The organism is Desulfuromonas soudanensis (genome assembly GCF_001278055.1).
Lineage (GTDB): Bacteria > Desulfobacterota > Desulfuromonadia > Desulfuromonadales > WTL > Deferrimonas > Deferrimonas soudanensis.
Genome location: NZ_CP010802.1, coordinates 2,260,869 through 2,285,917, shown reverse-complemented (window position 1 = coordinate 2,285,917; position 25,049 = coordinate 2,260,869). Strand labels below are relative to the sequence as shown.

22 protein-coding genes are annotated in these 25,049 nt (G+C 54.4%); 21 read left to right on the top strand and 1 reads right to left on the bottom strand.

The genetic code is table 11. From position 1 onward, the window contains the following. Positions 1 to 25: 25 nt before the first annotated feature. Positions 26 to 712, bottom strand: a complete 687-nt coding sequence (locus DSOUD_RS10345; RefSeq protein WP_053550937.1) for a CAAX prenyl protease-related protein — start codon at positions 710 to 712, stop codon at positions 26 to 28. Between the two features lie 375 nt (positions 713 to 1,087). On the opposite strand from DSOUD_RS10345, the gene DSOUD_RS10340 reads away from it, so the two are divergent. The 21 genes from DSOUD_RS10340 (at position 1,088) to DSOUD_RS10240 (ending at position 25,038) form a co-directional block, all read left to right on the top strand. Continuing rightward, complete coding sequence (locus DSOUD_RS10340) at positions 1,088 to 2,347, top strand: GAF domain-containing sensor histidine kinase (protein WP_053550936.1); 1,260 nt, start codon at positions 1,088 to 1,090, stop codon at positions 2,345 to 2,347. Between the two features lie 329 nt (positions 2,348 to 2,676). Further along, the gene (locus DSOUD_RS10335; RefSeq protein ID WP_053550935.1) at positions 2,677 to 3,684 is read left to right on the top strand and encodes an ATP-binding protein; all 1,008 of its coding nucleotides are present in this window, start codon (positions 2,677 to 2,679) and stop codon (positions 3,682 to 3,684) included. A gap of 3 nt (positions 3,685 to 3,687) precedes the next feature. After that, complete coding sequence (locus tag DSOUD_RS10330) at positions 3,688 to 5,028, top strand: sigma-54-dependent transcriptional regulator (protein WP_053550934.1); 1,341 nt, start codon at positions 3,688 to 3,690, stop codon at positions 5,026 to 5,028. A gap of 412 nt (positions 5,029 to 5,440) precedes the next feature. Further along, on the top strand, positions 5,441 to 5,806 hold the full coding sequence (locus DSOUD_RS10325) for a hypothetical protein (RefSeq protein WP_053550933.1): 366 nt from the start codon (positions 5,441 to 5,443) through the stop codon (positions 5,804 to 5,806). Between the two features lie 10 nt (positions 5,807 to 5,816). Continuing rightward, positions 5,817 to 8,453, top strand: a complete 2,637-nt coding sequence (prsT, locus tag DSOUD_RS10320; RefSeq protein WP_053550932.1) for an XrtA/PEP-CTERM system TPR-repeat protein PrsT — start codon at positions 5,817 to 5,819, stop codon at positions 8,451 to 8,453. Between the two features lie 16 nt (positions 8,454 to 8,469). After that, positions 8,470 to 9,831, top strand: coding sequence for a TIGR03013 family XrtA/PEP-CTERM system glycosyltransferase (locus tag DSOUD_RS10315; protein WP_053550931.1), 1,362 nt, complete (start codon positions 8,470 to 8,472; stop codon positions 9,829 to 9,831). Between the two features lie 6 nt (positions 9,832 to 9,837). Further along, a complete protein-coding gene (locus DSOUD_RS10310) occupies positions 9,838 to 10,641 on the top strand; it encodes an XrtA/PEP-CTERM system exopolysaccharide export protein (RefSeq protein WP_053550930.1) in 804 nt (267 codons plus the stop codon). A gap of 2 nt (positions 10,642 to 10,643) precedes the next feature. After that, positions 10,644 to 12,164, top strand: coding sequence for an XrtA system polysaccharide chain length determinant (locus DSOUD_RS10305; protein WP_053550929.1), 1,521 nt, complete (start codon positions 10,644 to 10,646; stop codon positions 12,162 to 12,164). A 99-nt stretch (positions 12,165 to 12,263) separates the two neighbouring features. Beyond that, positions 12,264 to 13,097, top strand: coding sequence for an XrtA-associated tyrosine autokinase (locus DSOUD_RS10300; protein ID WP_053550928.1), 834 nt, complete (start codon positions 12,264 to 12,266; stop codon positions 13,095 to 13,097). A gap of 83 nt (positions 13,098 to 13,180) precedes the next feature. Continuing rightward, on the top strand, positions 13,181 to 14,365 hold the full coding sequence (locus DSOUD_RS10295; RefSeq protein ID WP_157671837.1) for a TIGR03016 family PEP-CTERM system-associated outer membrane protein: 1,185 nt from the start codon (positions 13,181 to 13,183) through the stop codon (positions 14,363 to 14,365). A gap of 2 nt (positions 14,366 to 14,367) precedes the next feature. After that, the gene (locus DSOUD_RS10290) at positions 14,368 to 15,474 is read left to right on the top strand and encodes an XrtA/PEP-CTERM system-associated ATPase (protein ID WP_053550926.1); all 1,107 of its coding nucleotides are present in this window, start codon (positions 14,368 to 14,370) and stop codon (positions 15,472 to 15,474) included. 54 nt (positions 15,475 to 15,528) lie between these two features. Further along, complete coding sequence (locus tag DSOUD_RS10285; RefSeq protein ID WP_096335480.1) at positions 15,529 to 16,410, top strand: XrtA system polysaccharide deacetylase; 882 nt, start codon at positions 15,529 to 15,531, stop codon at positions 16,408 to 16,410. After that, positions 16,407 to 17,447, top strand: a complete 1,041-nt coding sequence (locus tag DSOUD_RS10280; RefSeq protein WP_053550924.1) for a FemAB family XrtA/PEP-CTERM system-associated protein — start codon at positions 16,407 to 16,409, stop codon at positions 17,445 to 17,447. Before DSOUD_RS10285 ends, DSOUD_RS10280 begins: the two co-directional genes overlap by 4 nt. 17 nt (positions 17,448 to 17,464) lie before the next feature. Further along, entirely contained in the window at positions 17,465 to 18,670 is a 1,206-nt protein-coding gene (locus DSOUD_RS10275) for a DegT/DnrJ/EryC1/StrS family aminotransferase (RefSeq protein ID WP_053550923.1), read from the top strand. Beyond that, positions 18,667 to 19,518 carry an exosortase A gene (gene xrtA / locus DSOUD_RS10270; RefSeq protein WP_082351207.1) on the top strand — a complete coding sequence of 284 codons (852 nt, stop codon included), beginning with the start codon at positions 18,667 to 18,669 and terminating at the stop codon, positions 19,516 to 19,518. The genes DSOUD_RS10275 and xrtA overlap by 4 nt, the downstream gene beginning before the upstream one ends. Positions 19,519 to 19,536: 18 nt before the next feature. Continuing rightward, on the top strand, positions 19,537 to 20,187 hold the full coding sequence (locus tag DSOUD_RS10265; protein WP_053550922.1) for an exosortase C-terminal domain/associated protein EpsI: 651 nt from the start codon (positions 19,537 to 19,539) through the stop codon (positions 20,185 to 20,187). A gap of 76 nt (positions 20,188 to 20,263) precedes the next feature. After that, a complete protein-coding gene (locus DSOUD_RS17865) occupies positions 20,264 to 21,349 on the top strand; it encodes a GNAT family N-acetyltransferase (protein WP_082351206.1) in 1,086 nt (361 codons plus the stop codon). A gap of 16 nt (positions 21,350 to 21,365) precedes the next feature. Further along, on the top strand, positions 21,366 to 22,010 hold the full coding sequence (locus DSOUD_RS10255) for a hypothetical protein (RefSeq protein ID WP_053550920.1): 645 nt from the start codon (positions 21,366 to 21,368) through the stop codon (positions 22,008 to 22,010). A gap of 26 nt (positions 22,011 to 22,036) precedes the next feature. Further along, a complete protein-coding gene (locus tag DSOUD_RS10250) occupies positions 22,037 to 22,291 on the top strand; it encodes an acyl carrier protein (RefSeq protein WP_053550919.1) in 255 nt (84 codons plus the stop codon). A 9-nt stretch (positions 22,292 to 22,300) separates the two neighbouring features. Beyond that, positions 22,301 to 23,446, top strand: a complete 1,146-nt coding sequence (locus DSOUD_RS10245; protein WP_053550918.1) for an acyl-CoA dehydrogenase family protein — start codon at positions 22,301 to 22,303, stop codon at positions 23,444 to 23,446. Beyond that, positions 23,443 to 25,038: an amino acid adenylation domain-containing protein gene (locus DSOUD_RS10240; protein WP_053550917.1), complete on the top strand. Its 1,596-nt coding sequence runs from the start codon at positions 23,443 to 23,445 to the stop codon at positions 25,036 to 25,038. Before DSOUD_RS10245 ends, DSOUD_RS10240 begins: the two co-directional genes overlap by 4 nt. Positions 25,039 to 25,049: the final 11 nt, after the last annotated feature.

The window sequence follows — 25,049 nt, the reverse complement described above, 5'->3', positions numbered from 1 at the left end:
AAAAGGGAGGAATCGCCGTCGTCCATTACCAGAAGTGCCACCGGCTCCCCTGCAGAACGTAGATTCCCAGAGCCAGATTGGCGACGGCATGGGAAAGGGTGCACTGGGCGATGCTTCTGGTGTGATAGAGGAGGAGATTGAAGGCGAAGCCGGCCATGACGCCGGCGAGGATGTAGTGGTGCTCGAGGCCGAAGAGGAGAGCGGTGATGAGAAACGAAGGCCAGGTGAAGAGACCGACCGCAACCTGGCCGAAATCCTTGTCGATCAGGTAGCGCAGCAAAAAGGAGCGCCAGAAGAGCTCTTCCATGACCGGAACGACCAGAACCGCGCCGAACAGTCGGCTTCCGATCAGCACGATCCGCAGGGTGGAATCCTCGATAAGATCCGGATTGTACCCCGGCGGCGGCGACGGGGAGAGGACGGGGCAGTCCATGTGGATCCACAGGAAAAAGATCAGCGCCCCGACGCCGATGCTGAGGGCGGTGTGTCCGAGCCGCCTGAAGTCCTTGAACCGCCATTCGTCATAGTGTTTGCGCAGCAGAAAGAGAGCCAGGGCGACCGCCAGGGCCTTGAGGGGGTAGAGCCAGGTCAGGGTCGCTGCTTCGAGAGGGAGCCACCCCTTGGACCGAAGTACAACGGCCGTCTGTTCGATGGCGATGAAGCTCATGAAGAGGGCGAAGGGGATAATCCGGGGAAAAGCTTTTTGGGTCATGACGAGGATCCCCTGCCGAAGGTGTTGCCTGGAATTGCCGTAAAGGGTGGCACAAAAGATTGCGATTGCAACCCTCCACCGACTTTGGCCGGGGTGTCGGAAAAGCTTACATTGTCACCGAAGGGGCTGGTGTGGGACCGGCGGCGTGCAGGGGTGCGGTATTTTCAGGAGGATTTCTCACCCCTGTCTTCAGGCGATTCCGTCATTTTGGGAAGAAAGGTCCCTGGGCCGGATTGCGCGGACCGCTTTTGGCATTTTAATTGCTTAATGTTTTGCAGTGTCAGTCGCTGGTGGGGCGGGCGGAGAAGACGTTCTTCCGGAGCCGTTCACGTCCGTTTGTCCGATCGGGGGAGGAGAGGGGAGGGCCGCGGCAAAATGTACAGTCCCGAATTCCTTGAGCGCGATCTCGCCATTCTTCAGGAAATCTCCCGCGCCATTGTCGTGAGCGACGACGTCGGCACCATCGCCCGTCTCATGCTCGATCTGGCCATTCGCCATACCGGTGCCGAGAAGGGTTCCCTGATGCTTCTGGGCGACAATCAGGAACTCTCCATCCTCGACTCCAAGGGGATCGACCCCTCCTTGGCGACCACCTACCGGGTCAGGGTCGGCGAGGGGATCGCCGGAAGGGTGGCCCAGAGCGGCGAGGCGGTTCTGGTGGAAGATATCCGCACCGATGCGCGCTTTTTATCCGTCGGCCGGGATCGCTATCGCACCCGCTCCTTTATTTCCTGCCCCATTGTCGGTGAGCTCGGAGTCCTCGGTGTTCTCAACCTGAACGACAAGACCAGCGGCGAACCCTTTACAACCCTCGAATTTTCCCTCCTGAAAATCATCGCCAGCCAGGCGGCGATAGCCTTGAAAAACGCCCATCTTCTCCAGCGATTAAAAAGCAAGGCGGTCGAACTTGAAGAGGTCAACCGCATGCTGGTTGAGTCCGATATCGTCCGCACCGAATTCATGACCCGCATTTCCCATGAACTCCGCACCCCCCTCAATTCGATCAAGGGGGCGGTGTTCCATCTGCAGAATTCCGAGCGCTTCCCCGCTGACGATCACGGCGAGTTCCAGCGCATGATCGACACCGAGACCGATAAACTCATCGCCATTGTCGAGACGCAGCTCGATTTTCTGCATTTCGGCGGGAGCGGCCGGACGCTGAAAAAAACGATTTTTCCCTTCGGTTATCATCTTCTGGAAACGCTGCGCTCCCGGGTTCTCGGGGAGGTCATGGCCAGCAAAAACCTCACCCTCCGGGTTGAACCGGGATCGGGTCCGGTGGAGGTGGATGGCGATTTCATTCAGGTGAACCAGATGCTGGTGAATCTTATCGAAGGGGTGATTCATTATCTCGAAGACGGTTCGGCCATGACCTGTTCCCTGGAAAAGGGGGAACAGATCGAGCTGAGCCTGATCTCCTCCTCCCGGTTGCCGGAGAGTGTCCTGAAAAACCACTTTACAGGCGATTCCTTCTACTATGACGACCAGTCCTCCGGGTCGATCCGACTCCATCTCGCCCTGAAAACGGCCGAGGCCCACGGCTGGAAGTGGCTCGGAGTGTCCGATGACAGCGGTTTTCGGATCACCCTGCAGATACCCCATGCCGCCAGTTGTTCTTCCGAATCATTGACCTGAAGCGTTTTTCTGTGATTCTTCAACGACGAAAGGGCTTTTTCATGGTCCTTTCATTGCTGGTGATCCAGGGTTCATTTTTACCCTCACGGCCTTCCCCGGGCGCCACCGCCTCCGCTAAATACCTGCAATCCTTTGCGTGCCAAAAAAAAGCGATGCTTCGGCGTCGCTTTTTTGTCCCCAGGAGCGGCATTTCACTGGGCAGGATCTCTGTGGCAAATTGAAAAAGCTCTAACTCTTGGTAAGATAGACACAACTTCCGGGGGGAGATCGTTTGGCGAAGGACCACCGACTCATTCTTTTATTTCAATTCAATTGGGGGGGCTCGATAATTGGCCAGGCATATTGTCGAATTCAGGGTCGATCGGCACCTCGCTGTTCAGGGGGACGAAGGCCGGGGCGGCATCGTAAGGAGTTGGGAGGGGATTCCCTATTACGAAGTTCTGCCGCGGATCATGGTCGATGACGGCGATGCCGTGGGTCAGGTGCTGAGGAGCGGGCGTCCGCTGAAGATTGAGGGGTATCATTTCGGCTGCCTCTTTGAGGCCTTTACCTCCGATATTGCCATCCGCCCCCTTCTTTCCCGCGACGGGGAGGTCACCGGTGCCGAAATCTCCTTCGAACTCCCCGCCGAACTCGGTTTGCCGGGGTACGGCAGTCCTTTCCGGAATCTGATCGATATCGGCAAAAGCGCCTCGTTTCTGGCTCACGGGGTCCGCAATCCCCTGAACGCCATCAAGGGGGCGGTGGTCTATCTGCGGAGCCGATTTGCCCACGAGCCGACCCTTCTCGATTTCACCGGCATCATGGAAGAGGAAATTACCAAGCTTGACCGGTTCATCGCTGGATTTTTGAGCGGATCCTATAGCCATGCTGAAACAGAAGGGGTCGACATCCGTGAACTGCTGAAGAAAATCGAGACCTTCACCCTTCTTCAGGCCCAGGCCAAGGGGGTGTCCGTCACCTTCGGCTGTTCCGCTATTCTCCCCATGAAACTCAATCTTTTCCAGATCGAGCAGGCCCTGCTCAATGTTCTCAACAACTCTCTCCAGGCCGTTCTCCCGGGAGGAGAGGTCCGGGTCGAAGCCCGGGAAGAGGAAGGGTCCGAGGGGTCGAAGGTGGTGATCGAAATAACCGACAACGGCCCCGGGTTCATCGACCGGTCTGCGGAGATTTCTGATCCGGCCCGCCAGGAGAACGGCAATGGTCGCGGTTTCGGCCTGTTCATTTCCCGGGAAGTCATGAAGCATCACGGCGGAACTCTGGAAATCAAGAGCACCAGGGGACGGGGAACCTCTGTCCGGCTCTGTCTTCCCCGTTTATTGGAAAGTGAGGGGTAGTCGATGGCAGATATCTCGAGCGGTCGTGTGCTGGTCGTCGATGACGAGCCGAATGCCTTGAAGGTCCTTTCCTCCATCCTTTTCGAGGAGGGGTATGCCGTATCCCAGGCTCCTAACGCCTCCGAGGCCTTGGACAAGGTTCGGAGTCAGGATTTCGATGCCGTGATTACCGACATGAAGATGCCCGGCCGGGATGGCATGCAGCTTTACGATGATCTTAATACCCAATTCCCCGATATCCCTGTCATTTTTCTCACCGCCTATGGAACCGTCGAGTCGGCCGTTCGCGCCATGAATCGGGGGGCGTTCTACTATTTCATCAAACCTCCCGATTATATGAGCCTCAAGGGTACCCTGGCACGTGCGGTAGAAGAACGACGGATGAAAAGAACCCTCGGGGAGGGCCGATGTTCTGAAAACGGCTGCAAAATTCTCGGCAATAATCCCGGTTTGAAAAAGATTCTTGCCCAGGTTCATGCGGTACGGGATTCGTCAAGCAGCGTCCTTGTCCGGGGGGAAACAGGGACCGGTAAAGAATTGATCGCCCGGGCGCTTCACTACGGCAGCATCCGTCAGGGCCATCCCTTTGTCGCGGTCAATTGTGCCGCCATTCCCTCCGAACTTATCGAGGCCGAACTTTTCGGCCATGAAAAGGGGGCCTTCACCGGGGCGGTCGGGCGACGGGTCGGGCGGGTGGAACAGGCCGCCGGAGGAACCCTCTTCCTCGACGAAATCGGCGAGTTGAAACCAGCGGTACAGGCCAAGCTGCTCCGGGTGATTCAGGAAAAGGAGGTGCAGCGGCTCGGCAGCAACCACACCGTCGCGGTGGAATTTCGGCTCGTTTCATCCACCAACCGAAACCTTGTTAAGGACGTCGCCAAGGGAACCTTTCGCGAGGATCTCTATTACCGGATCAACGTGGTCGAATTCGAAGTTCCGCCCCTTCGCGAACGCCGGGAGGACATCCCGCTTCTGGTCCACGCGTTTCTTGAGGAATTCTGTGCCCGGGAACACAAAGTCCTTTTCTTCGGCGACGAGGTCATGAACCAGCTGTGCCGTTTTCCCTGGCCTGGAAACATACGCCAACTGCGTAATGTCGTGGAAAGGGCCGTGGTTCTTTCCCGGGGGAAAACCATGACACTCCGCGACCTTCCCGGCGAGCTGACAGACTTCGATCGGCACGGGTCCGGCACGGGGGAGCAGCCGACTCTCAAGGAGCTGGAGGTCAGGACCATCCGCGACGTGCTTCGGTCCTGCGACGGCAACAAGTCGCAGGCGGCAAAAATTCTCGGCTTTTCCCGCAAGGCTCTCTACAAAAGACTCAAGGATTTCCCCCTCCACTAGAAACAGCCTCCGCCGACGGGGCGGCCCGCCCCGTCGGCGGCCATTCGTCTCCCCTTTGCCTCCTTTGCGAATTTCGTGAAGGAGGTTTTTTGTTGCCCAGTTCCTGACTGCAGCAATCGGGGGAAGGTGGGCTGGCAAACCTGCTGTATCCGATGGTTACAGTCCAGACTAACAATATCGGAGACTTGAACCCGGTGTTGCCATTAGATACAGCCAACAAAATGTGGGTGGTTCCAACGGCGACAACTCCGGGGATCGATTCTTGTATTTTTGAAAAATTAACATGTAAAAACGATAACTTATGTCGATGGAACGAGTATTGCTTAATTAGTTTTGCCTAAATGGTCGTTTCACCGGTACCACGGTTTAAAGGCCGCCTCTCTTAAAACCTTGATCCATCGAGAAGACTAAGGTGAACAAAAAAATTCTTATTTATGACGAAGAGAGGTTTGCCAAAGTCTGCGACGCCCTGTTGCAGCTCGACGGTCATCCTGCCGATTCGATCGTTCACGGGGTCGATCCTCTCCCCTTGGACGATTTGGACGGATTCTCCCTGGTTATCACCAGTTTTCCTTACGGGAGTGCCCTGTTTATTGCCCTGAAAAAAGCTCAGGTTCCGATTCTGGTTCTGTCCGATATCGTCTCAACAGATCTGATCAGCGCGGTATGCGAGATAAAAAACAGTTGCTGCATGATCAAGCCGGTTGATTTTGAGCAATTCTGCCTGTTTGTGCAGAGAGTCATGAACGGATGCGAGGCTGAATATGGAGAACTTTAGGATTGTCCGATTGATAACCTCCGCCCTTCTTGTTCTGGGGCTCTGCTCCTGCGGCAATCAGACCAAAGAAGAACTGCTCCTTGAGGGGAATCGTCTACTCAAAGAGGGGAACGTCCAAGGTTCGGTGGTCCTTTACAAAAATGCCCTGGAAAAGGACCAGAACTATTTCGAAGCCAGATATCAGCTGGCTGATGCCTACCTGCTGATGGGGCGCAACGAAAACGCCGAACGGGAACTGGAAAAGGTCTCCCGGCAGAATCCCGACTTTAGAGAGCTTTCCCTGAAGTTTGCCGAACTCTATATCCGTACTGATCGCACCGCGAAGGCCATCGATGTTCTCGAACGCTATCGGGCGAAACCTGGCGAGGAATGCAGGGTCCTCGATCTTCTCGGCAGAGCCCATGTCGCCGCCGGAGATCATGAAAAGGCCCTGGAACTCTTTGATTCGGCACTGAAACTCGATCCGGCCAATCAGAATGCCATGTTTCACCTGGCCCAACTCTACCTGAAGCTGGAGAACGAGGGCGAGGCCCGGGTTCTCCTTGATGCCCTGCTACGGATCGGGCCGCAGAACAGAAATGCCCTTTATCTGATGGCCCAGTTGGAAATCGAGGCGGGGGCCCCGGAAAAAGCGCTGCAACATTTCCTGCAACTTTTGGAGATGAATCCGGCGGATTTCCAGGCCGCTTACATGGCAGGGAGTCTTTACCTGGGACTGGGTGAGATCCAAAAGGGGTCCGTTCTGGCCGAGAGTCTCCTCCAGAGCTTTCCCGACAAGGCTGAAGGGCATCTGCTCAGCGGCATGGTTGCTTTTGCGCGCAAGGATTATGGCGCATCCGTTGTCGAACTGCAAAAGGCTCTGCGCCTGAGGGAGGCCCTCAACGCCTATTATCTTCTCGGGTTGAGTTACGACCGGCAGGGGAAGAATGAACTGGCTCTCAACCAGTTCCAGAAAGTGCTCGATCTGCAGCCCGAAGCGTTTCAGGCCCGCAACATGCTGGCCATGACCCTGCTGAAGCAGGGGCGGGTCGAAGAGGCCATCGTCGAAGCGCAAAGGGTTTTAACCCACGCCCCAGGAAACGGCCTGGCTCACAACCTCCTGGGAAGCGCCTTTATGGCGACAAGTCGCTTCGACGAAGCGATGGCCGAGTTTGAGCAGGCCACACAACTTGATCCTCAACTGGCCGATGCCTATCTGAAAATGGGATTGTTAAACCTGGCGACAGGAAATGCCGCACAAGCCGAGGAGGAACTGGTCAAAGGAATCGCCGCCGCACCTGAAGTGCTGGAGAACCGGCTGATCCTGGCCTCCCATTACCTGCGGCAGGAGAATTTTCAGGGGGCAATGGAGTTGATGAAACAGGGGCTTACCGGAGGGGAATCGGATGCCCTTCTCTACAATTACATGGCCCGGATTGCCTTCAGCCAGAATAAGACCGACGAAGGAATTGCCTGTCTGGAGAAGGCTCAGGCCGTCAAGCCCGATTACTTCTCCCCCTATTTCGATATCGCTTTTTACGAAACCGCCACGGGAAATTATTCCCGGGCCCTGGCGCAGTATCAACGGGTTCTCCAAATCGATCCGAAAAACCTCAGGGCTCTGCTGGCTCGCGGGTCGCTTCTTGAAGTGACGGGCAAATTAAATGAGGCCCGCGCCAGTTACGAATCGGCAAAAAAAACAGGGGAGCTGCAGGGGTATCTTGCTCTGGGGCGCTTTGCGCACGACAACAAAAAGTTCGATGAGGCGCTGGCGGTCGTTCGGGAGGGACTGGAAAGATTGCCGGCCAACCCCTCTCTGCTTGAATTCGAAGGAAAACTTCTTCTCGAACAGGGGAAGGCCGACGAGGCCATCAGGGTCTTTGAACATCTGGAAAAGATCGTTCCAGGACGGGGGATGGCCATTGTCATCGAGGTTTATCTGAAACAGGGAGCGAACCATAAGGCCATTGCCAGGGCAGAGGCCGTCATGTCCAGCCAACCGGACCATCCCGCAGGTTATCTGTTGCTCTCCCGCATCTACGAGAATCAGGGAGAAGCCGCCCGGGCTCTCGACCTGCTGCAAGGGGCTCCTGCGACCTGTAAAAACCGGGAAATGTTGCAGATGCGCATGGCCGGCGTCCATGAAAATTCGGGGAGCATGTCCATGGCCATGGACATCTACCAGGAACTGGAGAAGACGCGCCCCGACTTCTTTCCGGCGGTATTCGCCCTCGGGCGTATTCACGATCAACGTGGCAATAAAGTCGAAGCTCTCAGGTGTTATCAAAAAGTTCTGGAGAGGGCGGGAAATTTCGTTCCGGCCTTGAACAATCTGGCCTATCTCTATGCCGACAATTACGGAAACAGGGAAGAGGCCTTGAAGCTGGCCATCCGGGCCTTTCGCAATGATCCGGAAAACCCCGGAGTCATGGACACCCTGGGCTACGTTCTGCTGAAAAATGATCGACCTGCCGACGCCGTGAAAGTCCTGGAAAAGGCGGTCGTGCAACTGAAGGATAACCCGACGGTCTGGTATCACCTCGCCCTGGCCTATGAAGCTCTTGGAAATCGTGGGAAAGCCATCGAACTTTTGAGCCGGGCGGTAAGCACAGGGGATTTCCCCGAAGCGGTTCAGACCCGGGAATTGCTCAAGAAGCTGAAGAGTTGAGGACGGGGAGGGGGGAATGGTCAAGACGCTGCTGATATTAATGGGAGGGGATGCGCTGATGGCCGTTCTTGCCCTTTATCTGGGCGCCCTGCTGCACCATGGCTCCTGGATTATGCGTGATCCGGAACTGGCTGCCGATCCTTCCAGGAGCCTGCTCTTTGTTTTCATCCTTTTGGGCACCACCTACTTCTGCGAGCTCTACAGCAGGGATCAGCGCTACCGAAAAGGCGAGGTTTTCAAGCGCATTGCCGGCTCGCTCCTGCTGGCCTTCGTTGTCATGTCCGCCCTCTACTATCTCTGGCCCCAGGTTGTCCCGGGACGCACACCCCTGCTTGTGGCCCTCCTTTGTTTTGGACTGGCCCAGTACCTCTGGCACAACCGATATCCGCTCCTGTTCAAAATTCCAGGGGTCGCCCAGAGGGTGTTGATCCTCGGCGTCGGGCCTCTGGCCCAGCAAATTGCCGCGGCTCTCGGCAGCACCAAACACAATTACGTTCTTGCCGGTTTCGTGCAGCCGGACGGGGAAGTGGCGTCGATGCCCCGAAAAATGCTCAGGGGGTCGGCCAGTTCTCTGGCAGAGATCGTGCTGAATGAAAAGATCGACAAAATCGTGATCTCCCTATCGGAGCGCCGGGGAATTCTGCCGGTGGCGGCCCTGCTGCAGTGCAAATTCAACGGCATCGAAATTGTCGACGCCATGTCCTTTCACGAACAGGTGGCGGGAAAACTCCTCATTAAACATACGACCCCCGGCTGGTTCATCTTCTCCGACGGCTTTCACATCACCCCGACCATCAGGATGGCCAAGCGCGCCCTGGATCTTTCCTTTGCCGCCATCGTCTCCCTGGCCGCCCTGCCGGTTATTCCTCTGGTCATTCTGGCGATCCGCCTCGATTCTCCCGGACCGATCCTCTTCCGGCAGAGCCGGGTGGGGGAGCGGGACAACTCCTTTCTTCTCTTCAAGTTTCGCACCATGCGCCCCGATGCCGAAGCGCAGACCGGAGCCGTCTGGGCCCAGCAGAACGACCCGAGGGTGACGGCCGTCGGCCGCTTCCTGCGCAAGACCCGCCTCGATGAAATCCCCCAGCTCTACAACGTACTCCGGGGCGACATGAGCTTTGTCGGCCCCCGTCCCGAGCGCCCCGAATTCGTCGCCAATCTCCAGGAAAGTATCCCCTATTACTCCAAGCGCCACTGCGTCAAGCCCGGCCTGACCGGGTGGGCCCAGGTCAACTACCCCTATGGCGCCTCGGAGGAAGATGCCCTGGAAAAACTGCGCTACGACCTCTATTACATCAAGCACTACTCTCTCATACTCGATCTGTTGATTGTCCTCGAAACGGTCAAGGTAGTGCTTTTCGGCAAGGGAGGGAGATAACCGGCTATGAAACGTATTATTTTTGCGTTGCTGTTTGCAGTGCTTCAGGGCGGGACCGCCGCTGCGGGAGACTATGTCATCGGTGAAGGGGACCTGCTGCAGATTTCCGTATGGGGCGTTCCCGAGCTGAGCGTCGAGGTGGTGGTTCGGCCGGACGGCAAGATCACCCTCCCCGCCGCCGGGGATGTCGTCGCCGCCGGCCTGGAGCCGACCGCCCTCAGCCACAGGCTCAACGGCATCCTCACCAATTTCGTCAAGAAGCCGATCGTGACCGTGACCGTGTCGCAGATCACCAACAACCGGATCTATCTTTCCGGCGGCGGAGTTAAACCCGAAGTGATCAATCTGGCAGGGAAGACCACCCTCTTCAGACTGCTGTGCGGACTGGAAAACCTTGAAAACGGCGACCTGAGGCATGCCTATGTCCTGCGGGGCAAAAAGGTCGTCAGGGACGATTTTCACGGTCTGTTCATCAATGGAGAGTTCGACAAGGACATCGAGCTTCAGGCAAACGACATCATCTTCATCCCCAATAACGAGCAGAACAAGGTGTATGTCGTCGGGGCCGTCAATGAACCGAAGTACATCATCTACCGGGAAGGGATGAAGGTTCTCGATGCCGTTCTGGAGGCCGGCGGATTAAACGAGTTTGCCAAGGAAAGCGAAATCAAAATCGTCAGGAAAAATCAGGTCGACCGGGCTGTGGAAATCAAGGTCAAGATGAGCAAGATTCTGAACGGAAAAGACGTTGCCCAGAACATACAGCTCAATCCCGGTGACTATATCGTCATCAATGAAGGGATATTCTGACCATGGCTATTGATATTTCAAAAAAAAAGAAATTGGAACCCAGCGACTATCTGGGCATGGTCGTCCGCCGAGCAGCTCTGGTCGTTTATGTGGCCATTGCCGTCATGACCCTGGTCCTGATCGTCGGCTATAACCTTCCCAAAAAATACAACGCCGACTCGACGGTATTCATAGAAAAAAACGTCCTCAACACTCTGGTGAAGGGAATTGCCTTCACTCCGGAGATGGGTGACCGTATCCGGGTTCTCAAATATGCGCTCCTCAGCCGGGATATGATATCGAAGGTTCTGGAAGAAATGGATGCTGATGTTTTTGCCAAAGGAAACTCCGAGGTTCAAGAATTTATAAGTTCACTGCAAAACAGGACGAATATTAAAGTAAAAGATGAGGATTTATTTATTGTTTCCATTACGGACAAAGATCCCAAATTCGCCCAGGACTACATCAATACACTCGTTCAGAAATATGTCGAAGAAAACATTTCAGCCAAAAGAGAAGAAAGTTACGGCGCCAATCGGTTTCTTGACGAGCAACTCGAGATCTTCAAGGTCAAGCTCGACCAGGCTGAAGATGCCATTATCGAATTCAGAAAGCGCATGGGTATCTACCTCTCCATCGACGAAAAAACGATCATGGAAGATATCCGTCAGTATCGGCGGGCCATGGAGGAAATTGATCTGAATCTTGATTCATTGAATGCCAAGAAAAAGCATTTGAAGGTTCAACTTAAATCCATCGAGCCCACAGTGACCCTGTTTTCCGAAAAACAGAAGGAAGACCGGATCGCCAATCTTGAACGGCGGGTCAGGGAGCTTTTGGTGACCTATACCAAAAATTACCCGGAGGTCCTCAAGGTGGAAGCGGAAATTCAGGCCCTGCGCAGCCGGACCACCCCGGACAAGAATGCCGGAGATGGAGAAACGGAATTTCGTTCGGCCAACCCGGTCTTCCAGGAAGTCACCCAGAAGTTTCTCGAAACGGAAACGGAAATCAGTTCCATGCAGGGGCGGCGCGCCAGGTTTCAGGAAATGATCCGTGAACGGGAGGCCGAGCTGCGCAGCGCCCCCGAAAGCAAGAAGGAGCTCGCCATTCTGACGCAGGAGCGGGATTCGGCCCGCAAGATCTTCGAAGAAATGCAGATGAGGGTGAATCAGTCCGAGGTGTCCAAGCAGATGGAAATCGGCGACAAGGCCACCACATTCCGCATCGTCGACCCGGCTATATTTCCGACCAAGCCGACATTCCCCGATAAAATCCAGTTGATCCTCTTTGCGCTTGTGGCCGGCCTGGGAGCCGGTGTCGGCAGCGTCCTCCTTCTGGAAAACCTCGACGGCTCCATCAAGGATGTCGATCAGATCCAGGGGATGGGCCTGCAACTACTGGGGGTCATTCCGGTTATCCCCTGCGCTGTCGAGGAGCGGCGGCGAAGAAAAGGGGTCTTCTGGGCCTGCGCCACGGGCTCGGTCTACCTGTGCGGAATCTTCGGCCTGCTGGCTTATGAAGCGATAAAGCGCCTGACCTGAGTGCCGTCTGGTCTCACGGTGTGCTGGATCCGGACGGCAGGGTGACCTCTTCCTGAAATGACTGGAGTTAGCAACCCTTTCCCCGAAAAGAGATGCTCTATGAGCCGAATAGAAAAAGCCCTGGAGAAAGCCTCCCTGCTGCGTGAAAACCAGGCCCTGGAGAAAGCCTCGCTGCGGCGAGAATACCAGGAACGGCCTCCCGTCCCGTTAGAGGCTGGTCCCCGTGCTCCGGGGCACGTGGCGCTGAAGGTTGCACCGCTGCCGGTCAACAGCCCGTTTCTGATGAGCGCCGGGAATTGTCAGGCCGGAATCGCCGAGGAGTACAAAAAGCTCAAGTCTCTCGTGGTCAAGTTGACGCGGGCGGAGGCGTTTCGCAACACCCTCGCCGTCACCAGCACACTTCCCGGCGAAGGCAAAACCGTGACGGCGATCAACCTTGCGCTGACGCTGGCCCAGGAATACGACCATACGGTCCTTCTTGTGGACGCCGATTTGCGCAAGCCGATGGTTCACAAATACCTGGGGATCGAGCCCGAGGTCGGATTGGCGCACTGCCTCCGGGACGGTGTCCCCATCGAACAGGCCCTGGTCAAGACCGGGCTCGGCAAGCTGGTGGTCCTGCCGGCCGGGGATGCGATCTCCGATCCCGTGGAGCGTTTTGCATCCCAGCGCATGAAGGAGATCATCACCGAGATCAAGAGCCGCTATGGCGACCGCTACATCATCTTTGATCTCCCTCCGGTGCTCCCCTTTGCCGAAGCCCAGATTCTCGGTGCCGAAGTCGATGGGGTGATTTTCGTTATCCGTCAGCGGCAGGTCAAGGCGACGGAGGTCCAGGAGGCGCTGGAGAGTCTCAAACCGGTCAATATGCTCGGAGTCGTCTTCAACTGTGTGACGACCCCTTCGAAACTGGGACGATATCGCTATTACTAGGCGGCCCGACGCCGGCGGAAAGGAACCCCTTGCGCACATTTGCCCTGATATCCCTTGGCCTGATGCTTCTTTTTGGGGCCCCGGTGCCAGAAGCCCTAGCCGAGCTGACGGTGCATCCGCGTCTCGACCTCCGCGAGGAGTACAACGACAACATTTTTCTCGAGGCCGCCGACGAAGAGGATGACTTCATCACCATCGTTACCCCCGGGGTTGCCCTGGCGTGGAAGGCACGACATCTGACCCTTGACATCGATTACGCCTTGAAATTCATCGACTATCTGGATCATTCGGAAGAAGACGAAACCCGCCTGAGCGACGTCCAGCGCCTCCTGGCCGAACTCGAACTCTTTCCCGGGCGCGATTTCACCCTGTCCCTGCGGGACGAGTTGACAAGGGTCGTCGTCGACGAGCGCCGTCCCGTGGTGGAGGAGAATACCCTTGTTAATAAGAGTAATCTGAACCGCTTCCAGGCCAACCCTCAGTATCGTTTTCATCCCGGCAGGAAGGTCAGCACAACCCTCGGTTATCTCTATGAACTCCTTTCCTATCAGGCTCCGGAAGGGGACGATGCCGAGAATCACACCGGCACTATCGATCTGGGATACGAATATTCGAGGCGGCTGCAGCTCACTCTCGGATATGCGGACTGGTTTCACAACGCCAAGAGGACGGAGGATTTCAACAAAAAGGACCTCGTCGCAGGCTTCAGCTACCGCGTCGGTCCCCGCTTCACCCTCGAAGGGGCCGGCGGCGCGACCTGGATCGATTTCGAAGAGAGGAGCGAGAACAATCCTTCGGCCATCTGGCGCGGGAGCGCAGTGTACCAACGCTCCGAAGCTCTTCTTATGGAACTCGGTTATGCGGACAACTATTTCGTTTCGGCCAACCTGGGTCTGGTTAAAAACCGGGAGGCGTACGGCCGGATCGCCTACAGCAGTAAAGTGATCTCCGAATTCCGGATCTTTGCCAGGGAGGGGATCTATCAGACGATCGAAAGGGAAGACCGCGCCGCCGGAGGGACGGTCTCCGCCGAGATCCCCTTCGGACAACGCTTTTACTTCGGCCTGCGGGGCCACTACACGTACTACCGGTTTTTCCCCGAAGAGGAAGATGTGCAGCGCTACGGAGGCCTGGGGAGTCTTGGCTACCGCTGGCAGCAGTGGCTGGCCCTCTCCCTGGGATATTCCTGGACGGAAAACAATTCGGATTTTGCTCTCAACGATTATCGCAACAACATCGCTTTTATCGAAGGTCAACTGAGGTTTTAGGGATGTACGAGCAATTTTTCAATCTTGAGCAAAAGCCCTTTGAACTCCTGCCGAATCCGGGATTTCTCTATCTCAGCCGCTCCCACAAGAAGGCGCTGAGTTACCTGGAATACGGAATCCGCGAAGGGGCAGGCTTCATTCTCCTCACCGGCGAGGTCGGCTCCGGCAAGACCACGCTGATCCGCAATATCGTCAAAAAACTCGATGCCAGAACGACCCTGTCGATGGTCTTCAATACCCGCGTCACCCCCGAGCAGCTGATCAATCTGATCAACGACGATTTCGGGCTCGATGTGACCGGCAAGGACAAGGTGGCCCTGCTACGCGACCTCAACAGCTATTTTCTCGCCCGGCATGGCGAGAACATCCGGCCGATCATCATCATCGACGAGGCCCAGAACCTCTCCTCCGATGCTCTGGAGGAAATCCGGCTCCTTTCCAATCTCGAACGGGAAACCTGCAAACTGGTGCAGATCATTCTCGTCGGTCAGCCTGAACTGAAGACTCTGATTGCCCAACCGCAGCTGCGGCAGTTGCGGCAACGCATCGGCATCAACTGTCATCTCGAACCCCTGCGTCCCGAAGAGACCGAAGAGTACATCTATCATCGCCTGGAGAAGGCCGGCAACCGCGAGGCCGTACACTTTCATGATGGGACCTTCGAAGTCATCTACCGCTACAGCCTCGGGATTCCGCGCCTGATCAACGTCTTCTGCGATTTTCTGATGCTGGCCGCCTTTGTCGAAGAAACGCGGGAGCTGACTCTCGAGCTGGTGGAGGAGGTGGTGGGCGATGTCGCCGGCGAGACACCGGAGGTCTGGCGGGAGGAGGGGGGAGCCGACCCGGAAGAAGTCTTCAACGCCGTCTGGAGCGCCACCGCCGTAAAAAGTGGGGCAGGCCTTCCTCTTCCGTCCGTCGGGGCGGCTTCCGACCCTCTCATCCGGCGTCTATCACTGCACGAAGATGCCCTTAAAACGATCATGGAAAACCAGCAGGAGGGGAACCACCGTTTCGAAGGGTTTCTCGAGACGATTGCTCGCAGCCTCGATGAATTGCGAAGTTTCGTACTGCACAAAAAAGATCAAGGAAAGGAAGGGGAAATCAACTGAAGGCGCCCCTGGAAAACGGCAGACGCCACCCGTCTCCCCATGAAGGACGATGAGATGATCAATGCCCTGACCATCGATGTCGAGGATTACTTCCACGTGTCGGCTTTCGAGTCCGTCTCCGCTCCGGACTCGTGGGACGGCCGTGAATTGCGTGTGGAGCGCAATACGGAAAAGATCCTCGCCATTCTCGACGAGACGGGCGTCAAGGCGACTTTTTTCGTCCTTGGCTGGGTTGCTTTGAAGCTGCCGCAACTGGTTCGGGACATCGCCGCTCGGGGGCATGAGGTCGCCAGTCACGGCTTCGGCCATCGCCGAATTTGTTTTCTCGGTCAGAAGGAGTTTCGCGAGGACATCCGGCGCAGCAAGACGATTCTCGAGGACCTGACGGGGTGCGCCGTACAGGGCTACCGCGCCCCGAGCTATTCCATATCGGCGGAGACTCCCTGGGCCTTCGACGAACTCTGGGCGGCAGATTTCCGTTATGACTCAAGTGTCTTTCCGGTCCGTCACGATTTTTACGGATTGACCGACTGGCCTCGGTTTCAGGGGAGGGCGGTACGTTTTGAAAACGGTACCTGGGGTCCGGCGGCAGATGCGGCGCCGGGGCAGGCCTCCCTCATGGAAGTCCCCATCTCGACCCTCGAGTTCGGCAGTCAGAGGGTCCCCATTGCCGGTGGCGGATATTTCCGGCTCTACCCCTATAATTTCACCCGCTGGGGGCTGAGGAGGATCAACCGGATCGACAGGCGGCCCTTCATCTTCTATCTCCACCCCTGGGAGATCGATCCCGATCAGCCGCGGCTCCGGGGGGCAGGGCTCAAAAGTACGTTTCGGCACTACCTCAATCTCCACCGGACTGAAACACGCTTCCGCCGTCTGGTGCAGGATTTCCACTTCGCCCCGGTCGCCGAAGGGCTGAAAGGATGGACGGCATGAGAATCCGCCGCCTGGGTTCCGACGAAAAACAGGCCTGGGACGACTATGTGGCAGCCCACCCGCAGGCGCTTCCCTACCATCGCCATGCCTGGAAGGACGCAGTGGAGGCCGCCTACGGCTTCGAAGGAATCTACCTGGTCGCCGAGGAGCAAGGGCGGATCGACGGCGTTCTTCCCCTGGTTTTATTCTCCTGGCCGCTCCTGGGACAACGCCTTATTTCCCTCCCCTACTGTGATGCCGGGGGGATTCTGGCCGAAAACGAAAGTATCGCCGCCCGTCTCCTTGCCGGTGCGAGAATCCTGGCCCAAAGGCCCCCTTTCAGCGCCCTAGAGATCCGCTGCAGGCATCCTTTGTCGGGCCAGGAGACAGGGGGAGGAGGGATCAATAAAGTCCGCATGGTCCTTGACCTTCCGCAGGGGGGAGACAAGCTGATGTCAGGCCTGAAGGCCAAACTGCGCAGTCAAATCAAAAAACCGGAACGCGATGGGCTTTACGCCCGTCTGGGCGGCGGCGAACTTCTCGCCGAGTTCTATGCCGTTTTCGCTGAAAACATGCGGGATCTCGGGTCCCCCGTACATAGCCGCCTGTGGTTTGAGGAAATCCTCAAGGCCTTCGGTCAACAGGCGGCCATCGGGGTGATTTATTCCCCGGAGGGGCGTCCTGCCGCGGCGGGAATTCTCCTCCGAAACGGCAAACTCGCCTGTGTCCCCTGGGCTTCTTCCCTCCGCTGTTTCAAACACTTGAACCCGAACATGCTTCTGTACTGGACCTTTCTCTCTTTCGCCGCCGACAACGGCAGCGAAAAGTTCGATTTCGGCCGCTCCACCCAAGGGGAGGGGAGCTGGCGCTTCAAGAAACAGTGGGGGGCAGAACCCGAACCCCTTTACTGGGAAACATTTTCCGCCGAAAAGCGGTGGGCATCCAATGCGGCCGCCGGAGGGAAAAGCAGGCGGTGGGCCGAAGCCGTATGGCGTCGGTTGCCCCTCGAAACAACCAGTTATCTGGGACCTAAGGTCAGGCGCTTCATCAGTCTTTAACCTTAAGAGGCATGCGCATGCGCATAGGACGAACCCTGCCGCCGGCCGCGGCGCCGATTCATTTCCGGGATCTCCTTTCCGGAATCGCCGGGATCATCCGCGGCCAGCGGGAAACCGAGCGCTTCCGGGACGAACTCAGGGACTATTTCGGAGTCCCTCACTGTTATCTGGTTTCCTCCGGGCAGGCGGCGCTGACCCTTATTCTGCTGGCCCTGAAAGAGGTCGCCCCGCAACGGGATGAGGTGCTCATCCCCGCCTTTACCTGTTACTCCGTCCCCGCCTCCATCGTTGCTTCCGGACTTAAGGTGAGGCTGTGCGACATCGATCCGCAAACCTGCGATTTTAACTTTGAACAGCTCCAAACGCTTCTTGAGGGGAAACGACTGCTGGGCATCGTGCCGACCCACCTTTTCGGCCTCCCTGCCGACGTGGCGCGGCTGAAAAAGATCACCGAGGGGAGGGGGGTTTTTCTCGTCGAGGATGCCGCCCAGGCCATGGGGAGTGAATGGGAGGGGGAAAAGCTGGGGACACTGGGCGATGTCGGGTTTTTCAGCCTGGGGCGAGGCAAGGCGCTCTCCACCGTTGAGGGGGGTGTTATTCTCACCCGTTGCGACAAGCTCGGGCGGCGTCTCGACCAGGCCTTCGCCAGGATCGAAGAGTACAGCGTCCTGCAGACCCTGACTCTCTTTATCTACGCCCTCGCCCTGACTGTGCTGATGCGTCCCTGGCTTTTCTGGTTGCCGAAAAATCTCCCTTTTCTGCGACTGGGTGAGACCGTCTATGAAACGGACTTCCCGCTTCGGAAGCTGACAGGGCTGCAGGCCGGCTTGGCTCGCAACTGGCGCCACAAACTGAAGGGATTTCAAAAAACTAGGTGTGCCCGGGTGTCGGAATGGCATTCCTTTTTTCTCCCCTTCAGTTTTTTAGTCCGTCTCCCGGCGTCGACCCCTTTGCTGCGTTTCCCGATGATTTTGCCGACAGCAGATAGCGCTCGGATGATTCTGGCATCCGGGGCCCGCCGGGGGCTTGGAATTGCTCCTTCTTATCCGAGCGCAGTCCATCATATCCCCGAATTGGCGTCCGGGTTTGTAGGTCAGGAATTCCCTGCAGCCGCAGAAGTTGTCCGACGGTTGATCACAATTCCCGTTCATGGCTACGTTGGTCGCAATGACCGGAAAAAGATTTTTTCGCTGTTTTCGCAGGTCAAGGATGGGCCGCAATGAAAATCGTGACCCGAAACGTCAAATGGCAAATGACCATTCTTTTACTGGCCTGGGCTACGGCTTTTTTCCCCATTATGCCCGCGCTGGTCGAGATGTGGTTCAGCCACTCGGACAATTCCCATGCCCTGCTGGTTCCGCTGGTCGCTCTCTACCTCGTCTGGCAAAAGCGCCGGGATCTTGGCCAGGTCGAGATTGCCGGCTCGATCTGGGGCGGGTTGTTCCTCGTGGGGAGTCTGGCCTTTTATCTGCTCAGCTATGCCGGAGGGATCGCCGTCTTCGCCCGGCTGATGATCGTTTTTTCCCTCTTCGGCCTGCTCTGGGCCTGTCTGGGTTGGCAGGCGGTGAAGGTCCTCGCCTTCCCCATCGGTTTTTTGATCTTCATGATACCGGTTCCCGATACCGTTCTTGGTCTCGTCGCCTTCCCTCTCCAAATGCTGGCCACCAAAATTTCCGCCACTGTGATTGCCCTCTGCTCCATCCCCGTCTACCGGGAAGGGAATATGCTTTATTTCATCCAGACTCAACTCGAAGTGGCCGAGGCCTGCAGCGGCATTCGCTCCCTCATGTCCCTGACCATGCTCGCCGTGCTCTTCGCCTACCTCTCCGGCACCGGTTGGTGGCGTAAGTCAGTTTTGATTCTCTCCGCCATACCCATTGCCATGCTTGCCAACATTTTGCGGGTCAGCGGTACCGGTATTCTTGCCCATTTTTTCGGCGACCGGGTTGCTCGCGGGTTTCTCCATGAATTTTCCGGGCTGGTGGTCTTTGCCTTCGGTCTGGCCGTGTTGTTTTTGGTTTTCACCTTACTGAATCGCGTCGGGGCTCGCCGATCTGTTTTGCTGCCCTGACTGAAAAAATGAGGAGCTATGCCGAAGACGCCTTTTTATTTTTCTCTGACAATTTTGCTTTTAACCCTGGGGTTGGTCCACGAGGTCGGCTCCCGCGGGGTGCCGGCCGTGCTGCAGACCAATCTGGAAAACCTGCCGATGCAGATCGCTGGATACGAGGGGCGCGAAGATACCTTTCCTCAGGGGGTATACGACGCTCTTCCGGCCGATTTGCATCTCTATCGTCACTACCGGTCACCTCAGGGTTCCGAGTTGAGTCTCTATATTGGCTATTATGGCACCGCCAAGGGGGGACGCAGCAGCCACAACCCTTATGCCTGTCTGCCGGGAGCAGGGTGGGGAATCGTCGAAAGTGGCACCGTGGAGGTCCACCACGTCTCTGTCCCGCAAGGGGTCAAGGTCAACTACGTGGTCGCCAGCAAGGATGGGGTCAACAACGTGATGCTCCACTGGTACCAGACGGCCGGCACACGGGTGCTGGCGACGGGGTTTCAGCAGAATATCGAACGGTTCAGAGGACGCATTCTGCACAACCGAAATGACGGGGCGTATGTTCAGGTGAATTCCCTTGCACCAAATAAAGGAATTTCGGAAGTCAGAGAGGAAATAACGAAATTCGTTCGAAAATTGATTGAACTTTTGCCTGATTACTGGCCGTTGGAAGGGTAAGTTTTGGCAATAGAATTACTGAAAGGTCATTGATTGAGGGATATTTTAATCTCCAAGAGGTTGTCGAGAATCTTCCATGAAATATAAAACAGAAATTATTGATTCATTAGATTCGTGGATGCAGTCACATGTTGATTGGAATAATTTGCTGAAAAATTCGATATCCAATACCGTTTTTTTGACATGGGAATGGCTCTTTTCGTGGTCTGAGTGCTATTTGAATGAAAATCGCAGGCTGTTCATTATCTGTATTTATAAAGAATTCGAACTTATAGGTATTGCCCCTTGGTATATTAACCATACTAAGTACAAGTTATTAAACATGAGACGAATAGAATTTCTTGGATCCCCTGAAGCAGGATCTGACTATCTCGATGTGATTGCCAAAAGGGGAAGGGAACAGGAAGTCGTCTCTTCTTTATATCAATTCCTTTTTGACCAGGGGCGTTCGTTCTGGGACTGTATGTTATTGAGAGAACTTCCCTCGTCTTCACTTTTTCTCCTCTATTTTTTAAACAAAATCGAGGTGGATGGAAAGTATGCAGAAATCAGGCACGGTTCTTACTGCCCGGTGGTTTCGCTCCCTGCGGATCGTAACGATTTTCTCTTGACGCTTTCATCAAACAGGAGGGAACAATTCAGGCGTCATTGGCGCATGCTGAATAGCCGCGCCGGTATAGAATATAGGTCCTTTACCTCAGGGGATTGCATCGGGGCTTTAGACGAGTTGTGTAAACTTTTTAAAGAAAAAAACAAATATTACAATGAATCACTTAGCCAGTTCATACAGAAATTCGCCGCACAATGCAATGGTAATGATTGGCTCCAGATAGATTTACTGACTTTGAATGGCAGAAACATAGCAGCGCTTCTCCATCTCAGATATCAGGACGAATTGAGCATGTTTCTTATGACTGTTGATAAAGATTTTGATCCCAAAATAAGTATAGGTAATGTTCTTGTCGGCCTTTCGATACAAAGAGCCGTAGAACAGAAATTAACATATTATGATTTTTTGAAAGGAATAGAGGACTATAAGTTTCACTGGGCTGATAAAGGAAGACGTTCCCTTGACATTATTTTTTGCAGAAAAAAACTATCTCCTATTATGTTTTTGACAGAACGTTTCATGAAATATTCAGCAAAAATGATATTAAAATAAAAAGGATATTTATAAAGTGAAAAATTATGTTCCAATAAAACTTAAAAATATTCTTAAGGTCGTCAAATTTGACATCCTTTATTATTTTATGCGTGCCAATATTCATGTAAATAAAGTGGCGATTACTGTCGAAAAAGATCTTTCATCCTTACGTCCGATAAATGATTGGCTGGAAAATGCCGGTGTTCAACTTGTAACGATAACGCCGGAGGCATTAACACAGAATACAAAATCACAGCAGTCGTTGGTCTATCCTGACGAAGAGAGGCAGAAGAAGGCCATGAAATACCTTGAAAAAGGATATCGTGGCGTCGCCGTGGTCAGTGGAAATGAAGTGAGTGGGGACATCTGGTATACCAGCGCCTGCCATCAGAAAAAGGGAACAGTCCATCCCGATCTGAAATGGCTCAAGATGAAGTGCGGGGACAAGGATGCCTATGCTTTTGATATGTATTTGCATCCGGGCAAAAGGGGAGGAAATCTGGCCAATCTGCTTCAGAATGGGGCCCTGCATGAAATCAGCAAAAGGGGGTATGTCCGTGCCTTGGGATATTACTGGGCCGAGAATATTCCCGCGCTTTGGGTCCACCGAACACTGCAATGGAAAGAACTGAGAAGAGTCAAGGTCACGCGATTTCTATCTCTGCGTTATTCTTATTAAATGTTTTTTTTGATGAAAGGAAAAACATGATGGTCACAAAAGAAAAAATAAAAAATTTCATAATCACTGAATTGATTTCAGATGGAAATATGACAGAACTTGCTGACACGACTCTTCTTATAGATTCAGGGATCATTGATTCTCTTGGCATCATGTCTTTGCTTGGCTTTTTGGAAGCCAGTTTTTCGGTCCAGATTTCCGGTGAGGATTTGATCCCTGAAAATTTCGCCTCCATCGCATCGATCAGCGACCTGATAGCGCAAAAATCCAGTTTTGGTTAGGAGGTTGCTGTGGACTTTGAGTTAACTGACGAGCAAAAAGTCTGGCGCGAAACGGTCATAAGGTTCTCACGGAAAGAATTGGCTTATGACATCGCGGACTTCGAGAAGAGCGGTGATTTCCCCTGGGATGCCTGGCGAAAATGCTCCGATATGCAGCTCATGGCCTTGCCTTTCCCCGAAGAATATGGGGGGTGCGGGGTCGATTTTTTAACGACCGTGCTCACGTTGAACTCCCTGGGATATGCCTGCAAGGACGCGGGCCTGGTCCACGCCCTCGCGACCCAGATCCTCTGCGGATTACAGCTTTACTTTTTTGGCAGCGAAGAGTTGAAAGCGAAATATCTGCCGTTGCTCTGTCGTGGGGAAAAAGTTTTCGCACAGGCCATAACCGAACCAGGCTCGGGGTCCGATGCCTTTTCGATGCGGGCCCGGGCGGAAAAAAAAGGCGAGGGGTATCTTCTCAACGGCAACAAGGTTTTTATTACCAACGGCCCCATGGCCGATGTCGTTATTGTTTTTGCGGTGACCGATCCGGAGAAAAAGACCCTGGGAGGGATATCCTGTCTCGTCGTCGACGACGGCCTTGCGGGGTTTGATAAAGCCAAGCCTCTTAAAAAGATGGGTTTGAACACCCTTCAGAATGGCGAACTTTTTTTCAATAATTGTGAAGTTTCATCGGACCGACTTCTGGGGAAAGAAGGGCAGGGCGCTATTATTTTCAACGAATCGATGGAATGGGAACGGAGCCTTCTCCCTGCCGCACACCTGGGTACCTTGGAAAGAATATTCGAAATTACATTGAAATACGCCAAGGAGCGCAATGCTTTCGGTAAAAACATCGGCAGTTATCAGGCGGTGTCAAATAAGATTTCTAGCATGAAAATGAATATCGAACTGGGGAGGGGAATCCTTTACAGATGTGCCGTTTTAAAAGACTGTAATAAAAGAGCGTCACTTGATGCTTCGATATGTAAATTATTTATAAGTGAGAGTCTAAAACAGGCTTGTCTTGACGCAGTTCAAATTCATGGTGGATATGGTTTTATGTGTGAATATGAAATAGAAAGAGATCTTAGAGACAGTATCGCTTCTACAATTTATTCAGGCACATCAGAACTTCAACATAATATTATTGCCAGATTTATAGGGTTATGAAAACTATGAATCCCTTTTTGCTCCAACATTACCTTAATGATCAATTATGTCGGGATCCGGAAAAAACTGCGGTCACCGATGGTGATCGATCCATCAGTTACCGTGAATTGTCTATTTCCAGCAATAGTGTCGCGCACTGTCTTAAATCCATGGGGGTGCTGCGGCAGGATCGGGTAGGCATCTTCCAGCAACGGTCGGCCGATTGTGTGACGTCAATTCTGGGCATTCTCAAGGCAGATGCCATCTATGTCCCGATTGATCAGAAGGTACCGGTTGAGCGATTGGCCTTTATCATTGAAGATGCCGCGCCGAAAGTAATTATTTGCGACAGCAAAACAATCTCAGCGGCGCATGTTGCTCTTTCCAGCTATGGGGTAACTATTCCGATCCTGGTGATTGGCAATGAAAGCAGAATTCAGGAGAGTATTTTAGTAAAATTTTTGGATCTGGAGAAAGAAAATAGTATTGACAGGAACGAGCCCACATATAGAAATGATGAAAATGACATCGCTTATATCCTGTATACCTCAGGGTCAACGGGGCGGCCCAAGGGAGTCATGATCTCTCATGGGAATGTTAAATCCTACATCGATTGGGCTGCCCGAAAGTTCAATGTCAATGACTGGGACAAGATCCTCGGCACGGCGCCATTTCATTTCGACATGTCAACTTTTGACATTTTTTGTGCGCTGAAGACCGGCGCGACACTCTGTATCGCCGCTGAGATTTTGACCCTTTTCCCTGAAAAATTAGTCGACTTCATTGAACGGCAGCAAGTTACTCTCTGGAAAGGTGTTTCCTCGCTCCTCATGTATATGGCAAGAACCGGGGCTCTCAGGCCAGGGACTATGCAAACGCTGAAGCGAGTCCTTTTCGCCGGGGAGACTTTGCCGACTCAATACCTGATCGACTGGATGACCGCTTTTCCCGAAAAAACTTTTTATAACGCCTACGGACCGACCGAGGCGACAGGTGTTTCCATCTGTTATTGCGTCGACAAGATCCCGGAGGGACCGCAGGTGCGCATACCGATCGGAACCCCCCGAGACGAAACCGGGGTTCTCCTCCTTTCCGAAAACCATGCTGAGGTACCGCCTGGCGAGCCAGGGGAGGTCTGTATCTCTGGTCGTGGGTTGGCCAGGGGTTATCTCAACGACCCTGTGAAAACAGGCAATGCGTTTATTGTCAACCCGTTGAACTCCTCCGGCGAGCGGATCTATAAAACCGGAGACTTGGCCCGTCTCATGCCGGACGGAAATCTCGAATATCTCGGGAGGAAGGATCGCCAACTCAAATTCATGGGTTATCGGATTGAAGCTGGGGAGATCGAACAGGCGCTCCTTGCCATCCCTCAGGTCAAGGATTCGGCTGTTGTGTTGATGGAATCAAAATTGGGTGAGGGCACCCCGGAGTTGGCGGCTTTTTGGGAAGCGGAAGGAGATCTCGATGTGACGATGATCTCTTCGGAACTTAAAAAACGGTTGCCGACCTATATGATCCCCAAACGCCTCATTCGTGTAGGGAAAATACCGCGTTGCAGTCGCGGAAAGATTGATTGGCAGGTCCTTAAAGAGAAATATCAGACCGTCTGATCGGGGATAAA